Below are 13365 nucleotides of genomic sequence, written 5' to 3'. Positions count from 1 at the left end.
TCAGCTCGATCGAGGAGCCGCGACGGGACCGTTTTCGGAGGACTTGGCGGGCGGGGACTTGTCCTTGTCCTTCTCTTTCTCCTTCTCCTTGTCGCGGTCCCGTTCCCGCTCGCGGTCGCGTTCGCGAGGGGGGGCGGGTTCGCTCTCGGCGTCCTGCCACTTCATCGCCCGGGCGTGGCGCATGGGGGCGATGCGGAGGATGACCTCGCCGTCCTGGAAGAGGCGGACGGTGCCGTTCGACTGGCTGACGACGACCGCCACGGCCTTGGTTACGGCGGTGATGGCGGCGGCGGCCCAGTGCCGGGTCCCCAGCCCCTTGGGCAGGGTCAGGCCGGCGACGGGGGCGTCGATCAGCCGGCAAGCGGCCTCGACGGTGCCGTCGCGGGCGACGATGAACGCGCCGTCCATCTGGGCGATCTCCTTGATCGCCTCGCGAACGCGGAGGTCGCGGACGTTGCGTTCCTTGCGACGGTAGCCCTTGAAGGGGTCGAAGCCGAGCGGCCGGGTGCGTGCCAGGACGTTGCGAACGTCGCCGACGACGATCAGCGAGCCGACCGCCTTGCCTTCGCGACCTTCACGACCGATCTCGACCGCCGTGTCGACCACGGCCTTGAGGGTCTCGAACGGGACCGAGGTTTCGAGCGCCCGGAGATCGCGGGCGGAGAGCCGTTCGAGGTGCTCGCCCAGGCGGATCACGGTGATCGAGTCGAGCGCCTCGGCCTCGAAGCCCGAGTAGACGACGACCACGCGGGCGCCCGCCTTGAGCAGGTCGTTGGCGACGGCCTCGATCAGGGCCAGGGTGATCCGCTCGGCGATGCCCGCCTCGGTCGGCTCCAGCTCGATCGCCGTCAGGCCGGCCTTCTTGATCGCCTCGACCTGCCGATCGGACGAGCTGGCCAGGAGGAAATCGACGTCGCCGTTGGTGACGGAGCGCACGAGGTCCCACTCCAGCGGCCCCTCGGGCATTACCAGCACGCCCGCCGCGCCCAACCGCTGGGCGGCTTCCGCGGCGATCGACAAGATCGGCAGCGGAGCCGTCCCCTTCGAGACGTTGGTGGGCGTCACAAGATGCGGCCTCATGAAAAAGAACAGTAGAAACGCCCGGGGATCGCCCGGGCGGTGGACGCCTGCCCGGCCCCGCGATGACACGCGACGGGCCGGGCGTAGGCTGACGGTTCCAGAACCGGCTCAGCTCTGGTCGGGTCACTCGGACTTCGGCGCTTCCTTCACGGCTTCCGCCTTGGGCGCTTCGGCCTTGACCTCAGCCTTGGGCGCTTCCGCCTTGGGCTCTTCCTTCTTGACCTCGGCCTTGGGCTCTTCCTTCTTCGGCTCCTCTTTCTTGGCCTCTTCCTTCTTCGGCTCTTCGGCCTTGGGCGCGGGGGCCGGCCCCTTGGCCTTGCGGACGGCTTCGATGTGGCGGTTCAGGATGCTGGCCCGCTGGTCGTACCAGGCCTTAAGGCCGGCGCTGGGGTTCACGATCCGGACGTCGGTCTGGTAATTGATTCCCTCGGTCTTGCCGTAGCCGGTGAACCAGGCGCCGAAGACTTCGGGGCTGACCGGGTAGGGCTTCTTGCCAGCCGCGTTCTTGAGGGTCCGGGCGTCGACCGCGTAGCCCTTGATGAGGATGTCGAGGATCGGCGGCGGGTCGATCGAGCTGTCGACGAGCCCGGCGTCCTGGGCGGCGACGATCGCCTCGGCCACGGCGTGACGGGCGGCCTCAAGCTTGGCCTCGACCTCGGGGGGAACCGTCGGCGGCGGAAGCTCGGCCGGCACTTCCGGGGCCTTGGCCTCTTCCTTCTTCGGCTCCTCTTTCTTGGCCTCGTCCTTCTTCGGTTCTTCCGGCTTGGCCGCTTCTTTGACTTCGACCTTCGCGGCCGGAGCCGGGGCTTTGACCGCGTCCTGGGCGAACGCGCGACCCGTCCCGGCAAAGCTCAACGACGCGACGAGACCGAACGACCACGCAAGCAAGAGATTTCGACGCACCACCAGCGTTCTCCTTTTGTCTGCATCGCGGGGGGCCCTCCGAACGAAGCCGGCGCGGGCCTTCCCGAATTACCTCGTTCCGATCGAAACCGTCCGTGACTCCGGACGTTCCGGCGTGAACCATCCCCGCCAATTTACCGGCCTGGATGCGCTCTTGCTAGGGACATCGGCGAAGCATGCGGCACGAATTGCAGATTCGGCCCAATCGCTGCATCAAGAACCGCCCACCGCCCGCCTCATCCTACCTGGACTTCCCAGATTCCGCATAGCGGGATTGCGACAGGCTGGCCTTGGCCGACTGTTTTGCCACCAGAAGGGAATTCGCCGCAAGACCGGGTTATGGCGAATGACCGGATTGCCGAAATCATAACCAGTGGACGGGCCGAAGGGCGAAGGATCGCTCTTTGGGAAGAGGTCGGCGAGCAGGGAGGATGAGCGATGGGGCGAACACCGTCGGACACCAGGAGGAGCCTGATGCGTCGGGTCCAGCCCATGATGGACGGGCTGGAGCAACGATGCGTCATGAGCGCGACGTCCGTCGCGGAACCGCTCGCCCAGGTCGTCTCCGCGACCGCATCGAACGGCGTGTTCTCCAATAACGGCCAAAAGTTCGCGTATTCGACTCCCGAGGGGACTCGAGTCGCGCTCACGATCAAGGGTCGGGGCACTCTGGAAGGGACGTTCGTAGACTCCGCCGGCGCCCTCAATCTGCGGTACGGCCGGACGAACTCCTATTCGAAGATCACCAGCGACGTCCACGGCGGGACCGGCCGGGCGCTGCTGGCGACCATCTACAGTCACGACCAGGCCGTGAGCGGCACGACCAACAGCCTCAGCGGGATCGGCTCGCCGTTGATCGGCATGATCAACCTCCGCAAGTTCGACCTCATCCCCAACGGCACGGTGAACGTCACCGCCGGCATCGGCACGCTGGGCCTCCGGTCGGCCGGGCCGAACTCGCAGATCCAGCTCCGCGACCTGCCCGTGCAGACGACGACCACCACGACCACCTCGGGCAGCACCACGACCACGACCACCACGACGGGCTCGATCTCGACCACAAGCAACAACATCAACAACAGCGTGGTCAGCAACGTCTTCCTCGTGCAGACGCTCGCGGGGTCCGACGGCGAGTTCGTCTCGGCCGGCAACCTCCTGCTCCAATCGACGAACGGCAATCCGGGCCCGCCCCCCGCGCCGCCGGGCGTGGTCGTGGCCATCGACCACGTCAACGGCGACGCCCCCGCGCCCAACCTCCTGAACGACGTGCGGATCTTCGGTTACGACCCGGTCGCCGGCCAGGTCGTCCGGTTCCAGCTCGACCTCCAGGCGAACACCGGGGTGGTGGATACGTCGTTCGCGCCGATCAAGGTCGCCGGGGCGCCGGCCGACGTGGGGGTCGCCCTCGGCCGCGACAACCAGCGGCAGGTCCTTCTGGTCGACTCGGGGACGACCGTCTCGGTCTACGACGCGACTTACGGGACCGCTCTGGGCTCGTTCAGCGTGCCGGCGGGCTTCAGCGACGTCGGCTCGACCGACTCGGTGACGGTGATCGGCAACACGACCGCGAACCAGCTCCAGATGCTCGACGTGGCCGCCAGCCTCGCCGCCGGCACGGTCGTCCAGCCGGTGGGGAATCCCGCCCCCTACACACCGCCGTCGGGCCTCTCGCTGCTGGGGGGCGTGACCGGCCTTCCCGGATCGAACCAGGTTTATACGTCGGTCGCCGCCCCGTTCAACTCGCTGCAACCGCTCGAGAACCAGCTCGGCTACCTGAACGTCTCGACGACCACGTCGGTCCCCCTCGAGAACGGCAGCCTGAGCCTGCTCTACAGCTTCAGCACGGTCCAGCAGAAGGCGTTCACCCAGGGGGGGAACTATGTGGCGATCCCCGCCGGCAACCCCAACCAGACGGCCGTCTCGGTGGGGAGCGTCGACCGCAGCCTGGCCGTCAACACCGTGGGCAAGAACAGTTCCGGCGCCGCGGTCCCCAACACCGTGCAGCTCTACGGCCAGGTGTCGCTCACCAGCCGGGGGCCGATCGTGATCAACTACCCGAACCAGCTCACAGACCTGAGCGAGAGCTTCCGCCCCGACCTCGCCGGCACGGTCCTGATCGACGTCCAGGGCAACATCCAGTCGGTCCGCGGAACCGACGCCAACGGCCTGGTCCTCAACAACGCCGGCAACCTCAACCTGGTCTCGTTCCGACGCATGTCGAACTCGACGATCATCGGCGAACCCGTCACCCACATCAACATCCAGAAACGCACGAACGTATCGATCCTCTCGACCGCCCGAACCGTCGGCAGCCGCAACGGCGTCACCGTCGTCCCCGGCCTTCAGGAAGTCGGCCCCCTCTCCCAGCCCCACGACCGCCCCCAGGCTTGACCGATGAGGATAGGCCGCCGCGAGAAGGTGCCGCGCAGCGGCGGATGAGGGTCGCGGGATTTCGAGATCCGTGACGACCCTCATCCGACCTTCGGCCGCCTTCTCCCAGGGGAAGAGAAGAGGCTTCGCCCCCGCCCGCTTCTCCATGATCTGGTCTTCCAGCTCCGCCCGTATTACCTTGGATGAGGCACCATCGATCATCACCCCGTACGAGGCCGTCGTCCGACCATGACGTGGGAGCAGCGCTGGCATCCGTTGCGGGAGGAGTGGGTGATCGTCGCGGCCCACCGGAACAGCCGGCCCTGGGCGGGCGAGACCGTGGAAGGGGGCGCGAAGGCGGTCCCCGACTACGTCGCGAGCTGTCCGCTCTGCCCCGGCAACGTCCGGGTGAGCGGCGCGCGGAACCCGGACTACCGGGGCGTTTACGTGTTCGACAACGACATGCCCTGCGTGGGCCCCGACGCGCCTCGCGAGCTGGAGCGGCCGGCGGGCTTCTACCGCAACGCGGCGGCGGAGGGGATCGCGCGGGTCGTCTGCTACGCCCCTCGGCACGACCTGACGCTCGCCGAGCTTCGGCGCGACCAGGTCGTCGCGCTGCTCGAAACCTGGCAGGCGCAGTACCGCGAGTTGGGCGGCCGGCCCGAGGTCGAGCACGTCTTGATGTTTGAGAACAAGGGCGAGGTCGTGGGGGTCTCCAACCCGCACCCGCACTGCCAGATCTACGCGACCAACTTCGTGTTCAAGACCATCGCCAACGAGGCGGCCGTCGCGCGGAGGTTCTGGGACGACCACCGCCGGACGATGATGGAGGAGATCGTCGCCGCCGAGGAGAGCGACGGCCGGCGGATCATCGCCCGGCGCGGCTCGGCGCTGGCGTTCGTCCCCTACTTCGCCCGTTACGCCTACGAGACGTTCGTCACGCCGCGAAGGCCGTGCGCCAGCCTCGCCGACCTGTCGGCCGCCGAGGTCGACGACTTCGCCGCCGTGCTCCACGAGGTCGTGATCCGGTTCGACAACCTCTGGCGCGCGCCGTTCCCGTACGTCATGGCCCTGCACCAGGCGCCGACCGACGGGCGGACTCACGACGGCTTTCATTTTCATATCGAGTTCCATCCTCCGCTTCGCAAGCCGAACCTCCTCAAGTACCTCGCCGGCCCCGAGATCGGCGGCGGCTCGTTCCTCAGCGACACCGCGCCCGAGGAGAAGGCCGCCGAGCTTCGCGCCGTCTCCCCGATCCTCTACAAGCACGAAGCGGAGAGAACGACGCATGGTTGAGCCCGGGACGTTCCCCGACGAAGAGGCGGAAGTCGATGCATTCATCGCCCGGCTGAAGGTCGGCGGCGAGCCGGGCGCGTCGCTTCCATGGTTCGATCCAGCCGAGCCGTTCGTCGTCGCCCGCGCGCCGGGGCGGCTCGACGTGATGGGGGGGATCGCCGATTACTCGGGATCGCTCGTCCTCCAGCGACCGATCCGCGAAGCCGCCCTGGCCGCGGCCCAGCACGACCCGGCGCCGGGCTTGCGGATCGTCAGCCTCGCGGCCGACGGCGGCCCGGCTCGCACGCTGGCGATCGACGGCGGCACGCTCGATCGGTTCTTCAACGAGGGGTGCGGCGCCGCCCGCGACTGGTTCGCCGCGCGGCCCGACGACCACTGGGGATCGTACATCGCCGGGGTCGTCGTCGTGCTGGCCCGGGACGGCGGCGCGCCCCCCGGCGGCGGGCTGCGGGTCGTGATCGATTCGCAGGTGCCGGAGGCCAAGGGGGTCAGCTCGTCGGCCGCGCTCGAAGTCGCGGCGATGTCCGCCATCGCCGGGTTGTTGGAGGTTCCCCTCTCCGGCGAACAGACCGCCCTGCTCTGCCAGAAGGCCGAGAACCAGGTCGTCGGCGCGGCCTGCGGGATCATGGACCAGATGACCGCGGCCGTCGGCCGTTCCGGCTCGCTGCTGGCCCTGCTCTGCCAGCCGGCCGAGGTCCAGGGCTTCATCCGTCCCCACGAATCGATCGGCTTCTGGGGGATCGACTCGGGCATCCGGCACGCGGTCACGGGGGGCGACTACACGTCGGTGCGCATCGGGGCGTTCATGGGATATCGCATCCTCGCCGAGCTGCAAGGCTTGCCGACCGCCGGGCCGAACCGCGCCGGTCTCATGTGGGTCGACGACGAACGGTGGTCGGGCCGGCTGGCGAACGTCGACCCCGCCGAGTTCGTCAGCCGGTTCGCCGAACTGCTGCCGAGGACCATGCGGGGCGACGCCTTCCTCGCGCAGTACGGCGGCACGACCGACCCGGCCACGCGGGTCGATCCCAGCCGAACCTACGCCGTGCGCTGGCCGGCGACCCACGCGGTCCACGAGCACAATCGGGTCGTCCGGTTCGCCGCGCTGCTGGCGTACGAGCCCGACGACGACCTCCTCGGCGAGCTGGGCGAGATGATGGCCACCTCGCACGAGAGTTATTCGATCTGCGGACTGGGCTCCGACGGCACCGATCTGCTGGTCGACTTGGTCCGCGCGGCGGGTTCCGACGCGGGCCTGTTCGGCGCCAAGATCACCGGCGGCGGCAGCGGCGGGACCGTCGCCGTCCTGGGCCGAGCCGACGCCGGAGACGAGGTCGCGCGGATCGCCCGGACCTACGAGGAGCGCACGGGTCGCCCTGCGCACGTCTTCTCGGGCTCCTCGGCCGGGGCCGAAGCCTTCGGCGTCCGCCGCGTCCCGCGCTGAGCCGCCGACCTCGAAATCGCCGACGATCCGGACGCCGAAGCCGATCTCGGTTACAATCGGATCTTCCGCGAATCGGAATCGGAAACGGACAGCAAGGGACGGGAGAGGTCGACGATGAATGTGCTTGTTTCGGGAGGCGCGGGCTACGTCGGCTCGCACGCGGCGCGGATGCTGGCGAATGCCGGCCACGAGGTCTGGGCCTATGACAACCTCGTCTTCGGCCATCGCGGCGCCGTCGCGCCGGGGCGGCTGATCGAGGGGGACCTGCTCGACCGGCCGAAGCTGGAAGCGGCCCTGAAAGCCCATAAGATCGACGCCGTGATGCACTTCGCGGCTTTCGCCTACGTGGGCGAGTCGGTGACCGATCCGGGGAAGTATTATCATAACAACGTCGTCGGCACGCTTTCGCTGATGGACGCCATGCGGGCCGTGGGGGTGCGGCGGATTGTCTTTTCGAGCACCTGCGCGACCTACGGCGAGCCCGAGAGCGTCCCCATTCGCGAGTCCCAGGCCCAGAACCCCATCAATCCGTATGGATACACCAAGCTGGTGATCGAGCGCGCCCTGGCCGACTACGCCAAGGCGTACAAGTGGGGTTACGCCGCGCTGCGGTACTTCAACGCGTCGGGCGCCTCGGCCGACGGCGACCTCGGCGAGGACCACGACCCCGAGACCCACCTGATCCCGCTGGTGCTCCAGGTCGCGCTCGGCCAGCGCGAGCACATCACGATCTTCGGCGACAAGCTCCCCACGCCCGACGGCACCTGCATCCGCGACTATATCCACGTCGACGACCTGGCCTCGGCCCACATCTCGGCCCTCGAACGCCTGGAGCCGGGGACCGAGTTCAAGTGCAACCTCGGCACCGGCCAGGGGACGAGCGTCAAGGAGGTCGTCGACGCCTGCCGCCGGATCACCGGCCACGCGATCCCGGCCGTGATCGCCGGCCCCCGCGCCGGCGACCCGCCGGCCCTCGTCGCCGACGCCAGCCTCGCCCGCCGCGAACTGGGCTGGACCCCCCGGTTCACCAGCATCGCGCCGATCGTCGAATCCGCCTGGCGATGGCATCAGAAGCACCCCAACGGCTACGGCGACTGATCTCGATCCCGACGACACGCGACGCTCAGGGCGTGCGTCCCGCCGTCCAGAGCGTGCCGCGGCGGATCAGCTCGGCGGCGGCTGGGACCTGGAGCGCCCGGGCGTCATGGCCGAGGGCCGAGTGGAAGACGCGGCCGGGGCCCTGCTCGACGGTGAACGCCATCGGGTGGTCGCGGCCCGTCACCTTCGACTGGGCCGAAGCCAGCACGTGGACCGGCCGGCGCTCTTCAAGCCCGATGTACAGCTCGTCGTCGGTCGTGAAGTCGCCCAGGCCCGCCGTGATCGGATGGCCGGCGTCGACGACGTGGACCGTGAACGCCCCACGCGGATCGTGCGTATTCTTGCCGTCCCAGACCATGCCCGCCAGCTCCTCGTAATCGGCCGATCCGCCGAACGCGCCGCAGGCGAAGTGGATCAACACAAGCCCCCTCCCCTGGTCCGCCAGCTTCGTCAGGTTGGCCCGCGCCTGCCGGTCGCGCGCCAGCGGCTTGTCGTTGCGAAAGTGGATCACCACCACGTCGTAGTCGAAGACCACGTCCGTCCCCAGCACTTCCGGGTCTTCGACGATCCGAACCGCGCACCGCCCGCCGTCCTCTAGCACGTCGCGCAGCGCCGGCGCCGACTTCTTCCACTCGTGGGCCGGATGATCGACGCCAGTCACCAGCAGCACCTTCACCGGCGCCTTGGGGGCCTCGTCGACGGAAGCCGGGATGAGCGAGGCGGCGGCAAGTAGGGCGAGCATCGCATAGTGCACGTCGGCTCTCCTTTCGCGGGGGGTGGGAGGCTTCAGGAGGGGGGCGCTGCCGGCTTGGCGGCCGGGGCGGGCGGCTTGAGGGCGGGCGCGGGGCCCTGGGGCGGGGCGGGCTTGGCGATGGCGATTCCCAGTCCGATCTCGTTGGCGGCGTCGTAGGCGAGCACGGCGCTGCGGTGGGGGGTGGTGAATTCGGCGGAGAGGAGCATAGTCTTGCGGCCGGTCTTCTCGCGGGCGACGCGGAGCTGCTCGGCGAGGCTCTCCATCTGGGCGGCGACCGGTTCGCGGTCGAGCTTGATGTTCCCCTCGGCGTCGATCTCCACCAGGATATAGTCGTCCTTCAGGTCGTCGAGCGTCTGCGAGCGGCCCTGGGCGACGGCGCTCGGCGGGGCCTCGGCCGACGGCTTGGGGATCTCCAGGGTCTTGTACAGGATCGTCGTCGCGGTGACCAGGAAGAACAGCACGAGCTGGAACGCCACGTCGACCATCGCCGCCAGGTCCAGCTCCTCGACCTTCGGCGGGCCCGAGCGGGTCAGCGAGATGACCGGTTCGTCATCCTCGTCCTCGTCGTCCACCTCGACGGCCGGCACGGCGTCGCGCGAGCGAACCACCGGCAGCGCCACGTGGCTGGAGGAACTCGGGGGAGGCGTGCGGTCGAACCTCAGGTCGTCGGCGGTCAGCTCCCACGAGGGGATGATCTTCTCGGCCGGGACCGGTGCCGCCGGGTCGCTGCCAATCTCCTCATAATCGTCGTCCTTGGGCTCCTCGTCGTCATCCTCATAATCGTCGTCAACAGGCCAGGCGAGAGCCGGCGCGGCGGCCGGGGCTTCGTCGACCAGGACGGGGAACGAGACCAGGTCTTCGGCCGACGGCGGGGGCGGGATCGGGGGCGGGACCGGGGTCGGGGGCGGAGCCTCGGCCGGCGGTTGCAGAAGTTCGGGGACCTCGGCGATCCGGACCCAAGCGACGGTGGTTCCCGACGGGCGGACCAGGTCGTCGTCGCGGATTTCGCCCGAGGCCAGCCCCGCGCTGATCTGCTCGGGCGACTGGCCGCGAACCAGCTCCAGTCGATCGGAGTGAAATACGTCCCACAAGGCCACAGGCGCCGTCTCTCGGTTGGGGGTGCTGGGATCGGGTCGGATCGGGTCGGGTCAGGGTTCCGGGGCCCCGGTCGCGTTCGCGGCTTCCTGAACGCCGACGTGGACGGTGACGCCCTCGACCTGCGAGACGGCGGCGGCGGCTTCGAGCACCTTGCCGTGGGGGACGTCGCCGTCGGCCTGAAGGATCACCTTGTGGATGCCGTTGCGGGCGGCCTCGGCCACCGCGTCGCGGGCCTGGTCGAGCGTGGCCCTCGGCCCCTTGCCGTGCCCCAGAAGGAGCTGGGCTTCGGCCTCGCCCGGCCCCGGCTTGAGCAGGGTGAGGAACGTCGCCGCCGACTCCTCGACCCCGACCCCGTGCCGCGCCGGGGGGACGTCGACCAGCTCGCCGCCGGACATCTGGGACGAGAACAGCATGAACGTCATGAGCTGGAACACGACGTCGACCATCGGCGTCATGTCGATGTGCTCGTCACGCTCCTCGGTCGATTCGCGGCGAAGCAGCATGGGGCCAACTCGTCTCGTGCTCGGGCTCGATGGGGATCAAAAACTAGCGCGGGGACGTCGCTCGGGCCGGGGCCGGGGCGGGCTCGCCGGGACGCGAGGCTCGGGCCGCGGCGGCGGCGTCCTGGGCTTCGATGGGTTCGAGGATGTCGAGGACGTCCTGCAACTGCCGCTCGGTCCGGTCGCGGAGCCGCCGCAGCTTGGCGTGGACGTCGTTGCCGATCAGCATCATCGGGTTGGCGATCAAGAGCCCCGCCCCGGTGGCCCAGAGCGCCAGGCTGATGTCGGACGCCAGCGCGTTGGGGTTCACCTTCGCCGAGCTGCCGATCCGTCCGAACGCCGCGATCATACTGGCGACCGTGCCGACCAGCCCGAGAAGCGGCCCCATCCGCACAATCGTTGAAACCGACCCAAGCCGGTTCTCCATCTCGGCGATCACCTCGGTGTGAAACTCGGTGACCAGGAGCTGCTTAGTCTTCGCCAGCGGCTTGCTCCGGTTCTTGAGCGCGACGGCGATCAACTGGCCGAGCGCCGTGTGCCAGTAGGCCGGGCTCTGGCAGACGCTGATCGCGGCGTCGAACTTGCGGGCCTGGCAAAGCTCCTGGATCTGAAGGATCAGGGGCTTGGGGTCCTTGAGCGTTTTCTTGCCCAGCGAGCGGTACAGCAAGATCGCGTTGTACCCGCCCCAGACCGCCAGGAACGCGAGGGCCCCATAGATGACGTAGCCGAACGAATCGATGATCCTGGTGACGCTCATCCGCAGTCGGTCCCATCTCTTGGTGGTTGGAGAGGAAAGCGCGCGACGCCGTTGTCCTGTATCCTTCATTGTGACCTACGCCGACCACCCTCGGCAAGCAAGTCGACCCACCATCCCCGATTGGCTTCGATCGTCCCCGAACCGACGCCCGCCGATTGGCTTCGATCGACCCCAAAACGAGGGAGCCCCAGCCGGCGGACTCCCTTGCCGCCCCCCTCGCTCCTTCCCGCGGCCGTTGGCTTCGATTGGGTTCGTCCGTCGCGCCCACGAACCGGCCCATCGAACGCAACCCACTCTATGCGTCGAATCTTACGTCAAACGCAGAATTTGGCTTCGATCGCGCGGAACTATCGCAACCGACTCCCGCAAGCCCCTCGATCCGCCTCGTCCGCCCGCTCGCCGGGCGCCCTCGATTTGGGTTCGCTCGTCGCGATTCCCGAGGCACGCGAATTGGCTTTGATCGCGCGGTTTTTCCTCAACGCCGGACCGTGCTCGACTCGCCCCCGACCTGGGTTCGACCGGCCGGGCTCCACCGCCGCGATTGGCTTTGTTCGCGCGGATTGTCTCATCCAGATAAGGGAATCGTCCTCGTGGGGTGGGCATCGTCCACTGTCCCAATCCATAACGCCGTAATGAGTTCAGACGGCTGACAACGCCCAGCCCTAAAACGCTTCGCGTCGCCAGGATTGGGTTTGATCGCGCGTTTTTCTCGACTCGTCGCAGCCGATGGGCGATCGATGTCCCCTCCTGTTTGATCTGAAAATGGCCTCGCGAAGGCCTGCCCCATTACAAGCTCGAAGCGCCAGCGAGTGGATGGTTCCAATGGCCCGACGGAGATTCACTCGCTGGCGCTTCGGGCTTGTATTCGGACCCGGCCGACCGCGATCCCCATTCTCATGAGGCCGGGGGTCCCCACGGCGTTATAATGGTTTCCATGTCCTGCCGCTGAAATGAGAATGAGCGCGGCGCACCATCGCCTATCTATGAATTTACGACAGGATGCACGCGGGAGCCGTGGAATTCCCGCGGGGCTCCCGATCCCTGGCTTCCGCCCCAGGCCAGCCGGTCCGCCCCATGATGTGGGGAACGGGGTTCAACGGTCGTTGGGCTCGACCAGCGGGCCGTAGAAGGCGGGGCGGCGGTCGGCGATTCGATTGATCTCGTGGCGGCCGGGGACGCGGACGAGGCGCTTGGTCCGCGCCTTCTCGGGGTCGATATCCGCGAAGAGGGTCGTCTCGGAGGAATCGCCGGCCCTGGCCATGACGTTCCCCGGCGGATCGGCGATCGAGCTGGCGCCGATGAACCGGAACCCGCTCTCGACGCCGACGCGGTTCACGGCCATGGCGTAGACCGTGTTCTCCATGGCGCGGGTCGGGATCATGTGCTCCGCCGCGCACTCGGCCGACGTGGGCCAGTTAGTCGGCAACGCGATCAGGTCGGCGCCCAGCAGCGCGAGCACGCGCGAAGCCTCGGGGAACGAGCCGTCGTAGCAGATCTGGACGCCGATCCGGAGGCCGTTGATCTCGTGGACGGCCAGCGGACGGTCGCCGGGGTCGACGTGCATGTCGATCCCCAGATACGGCAGGTGGATCTTCCGATACGTCCCCACGACCCCGACGGGCCCGACGAGGGCGCAGGCGTTGTAAAGCTTCTCGCCGTCCTTCTCCAGGAACCCAAACACGCAGCCGCAGCCGGTCCTTCCGGCGACCTCGGCGATCGCCGCCACCTCCGGCCCGTCGACCGCGACCGCGTGGGCGTACCCGTCTTCCCGACTCTCGAACCCGTAGCCCGACAGCGCGCATTCGGGGAAAACCGCCAGCCTCGCCCCTTCGCTCGCCGCATGCTCCAACCCGGCGACGATCCGCCCGAGGTTGCGGCCCACCTGCCCAAGCATCGGCTCCATCTGCACCGCCGCCACGCGAATCGTCGATCCTGAGTCCATGTCGCACCCGCTTCTGAAGGAAACCCGGCCTATGGAGCTGTCCACGAACAACGTCCAGCTCGAAGTGTGGAGTCGAAACGTGGGGCCGAAGAAAATCAGGTATTCACACGGAGGATACGGAGC

At 68.4% G+C, this 13365-nt stretch carries 11 protein-coding genes; 4 read left to right on the top strand and 7 right to left on the bottom strand.

Annotated features, from left to right (window positions below):
* Positions 1 to 1065 carry a DNA integrity scanning protein DisA nucleotide-binding domain protein gene (locus BSF38_RS17860; protein WP_083713046.1) on the bottom strand — a complete coding sequence of 355 codons (1065 nt, stop codon included), beginning with the start codon at positions 1063 to 1065 and terminating at the stop codon, positions 1 to 3.
* A 138-nt stretch (positions 1066 to 1203) separates the two neighbouring features.
* On the bottom strand, positions 1204 to 1986 hold the full coding sequence (locus BSF38_RS31405; RefSeq protein ID WP_168189278.1) for a hypothetical protein: 783 nt from the start codon (positions 1984 to 1986) through the stop codon (positions 1204 to 1206).
* Positions 1987 to 2457: 471 nt separating this feature from the next.
* On the opposite strand from BSF38_RS31405, the gene BSF38_RS17850 reads away from it, so the two are divergent.
* From BSF38_RS17850 to galE, 4 genes are all read left to right on the top strand, one after another.
* Positions 2458 to 4374, top strand: coding sequence for a hypothetical protein (locus tag BSF38_RS17850; RefSeq protein ID WP_076347849.1), 1917 nt, complete (start codon positions 2458 to 2460; stop codon positions 4372 to 4374).
* A gap of 228 nt (positions 4375 to 4602) precedes the next feature.
* On the top strand, positions 4603 to 5649 hold the full coding sequence (gene galT, locus BSF38_RS17845; protein WP_076347847.1) for a galactose-1-phosphate uridylyltransferase: 1047 nt from the start codon (positions 4603 to 4605) through the stop codon (positions 5647 to 5649).
* Positions 5642 to 7093 carry a galactokinase gene (locus tag BSF38_RS17840; protein ID WP_083713045.1) on the top strand — a complete coding sequence of 484 codons (1452 nt, stop codon included), beginning with the start codon at positions 5642 to 5644 and terminating at the stop codon, positions 7091 to 7093. The genes galT and BSF38_RS17840 overlap by 8 nt, the downstream gene beginning before the upstream one ends.
* 114 nt (positions 7094 to 7207) lie before the next feature.
* Positions 7208 to 8191 (top strand): UDP-glucose 4-epimerase GalE, encoded by a 984-nt coding sequence (gene galE, locus BSF38_RS17835; RefSeq protein ID WP_076347845.1) that lies wholly within the window; start codon positions 7208 to 7210, stop codon positions 8189 to 8191.
* 25 nt (positions 8192 to 8216) lie between these two features.
* On the opposite strand, the gene BSF38_RS17830 is transcribed toward galE, so the two are convergent.
* From BSF38_RS17830 to BSF38_RS17810, 5 genes are all read right to left on the bottom strand, one after another.
* Positions 8217 to 8945: a ThuA domain-containing protein gene (locus tag BSF38_RS17830; RefSeq protein ID WP_145952202.1), complete on the bottom strand. Its 729-nt coding sequence runs from the start codon at positions 8943 to 8945 to the stop codon at positions 8217 to 8219.
* A 32-nt stretch (positions 8946 to 8977) separates the two neighbouring features.
* Positions 8978 to 10036 (bottom strand): biopolymer transporter ExbD, encoded by a 1059-nt coding sequence (locus tag BSF38_RS17825; RefSeq protein ID WP_420819230.1) that lies wholly within the window; start codon positions 10034 to 10036, stop codon positions 8978 to 8980.
* Positions 10037 to 10093: 57 nt separating this feature from the next.
* A complete protein-coding gene (locus tag BSF38_RS17820; protein WP_076347839.1) occupies positions 10094 to 10546 on the bottom strand; it encodes an ExbD/TolR family protein in 453 nt (150 codons plus the stop codon).
* Positions 10547 to 10589: 43 nt separating this feature from the next.
* A complete protein-coding gene (locus BSF38_RS17815; RefSeq protein ID WP_076347837.1) occupies positions 10590 to 11300 on the bottom strand; it encodes a MotA/TolQ/ExbB proton channel family protein in 711 nt (236 codons plus the stop codon).
* A 1093-nt stretch (positions 11301 to 12393) separates the two neighbouring features.
* Positions 12394 to 13242, bottom strand: a complete 849-nt coding sequence (locus tag BSF38_RS17810; RefSeq protein ID WP_076347835.1) for a carbon-nitrogen hydrolase family protein — start codon at positions 13240 to 13242, stop codon at positions 12394 to 12396.
* Positions 13243 to 13365 lie beyond the last annotated feature (123 nt).

Origin of the sequence: Paludisphaera borealis (assembly GCF_001956985.1) — a bacterium.
Classification (GTDB): domain Bacteria; phylum Planctomycetota; class Planctomycetia; order Isosphaerales; family Isosphaeraceae; genus Paludisphaera; species Paludisphaera borealis.
Note: the sequence above shows the minus strand (reverse complement) of the source record. Positions and strands in the feature narration are given on the sequence as shown.

Excerpts from the sequence above, each read along its gene's own strand:
- BSF38_RS17840 (WP_083713045.1), top strand. The coding sequence starts at position 5,642 with ATGGTTGAGCCCGGGACGTTCCCCGACGAAGAGGCGGAAGTCGATGCA.
- BSF38_RS17820 (WP_076347839.1), bottom strand. The coding sequence starts at position 10,546 with ATGCTGCTTCGCCGCGAATCGACCGAGGAGCGTGACGAGCACATCGAC.
- BSF38_RS17815 (WP_076347837.1), bottom strand. The coding sequence starts at position 11,300 with ATGAGCGTCACCAGGATCATCGATTCGTTCGGCTACGTCATCTATGGG.
- BSF38_RS17810 (WP_076347835.1), bottom strand. The coding sequence starts at position 13,242 with ATGGACTCAGGATCGACGATTCGCGTGGCGGCGGTGCAGATGGAGCCG.
- galE (WP_076347845.1), top strand. The coding sequence starts at position 7,208 with ATGAATGTGCTTGTTTCGGGAGGCGCGGGCTACGTCGGCTCGCACGCG.
- galT (WP_076347847.1), top strand. The coding sequence starts at position 4,603 with ATGACGTGGGAGCAGCGCTGGCATCCGTTGCGGGAGGAGTGGGTGATC.
- BSF38_RS17850 (WP_076347849.1), top strand. The coding sequence starts at position 2,458 with ATGCGTCGGGTCCAGCCCATGATGGACGGGCTGGAGCAACGATGCGTC.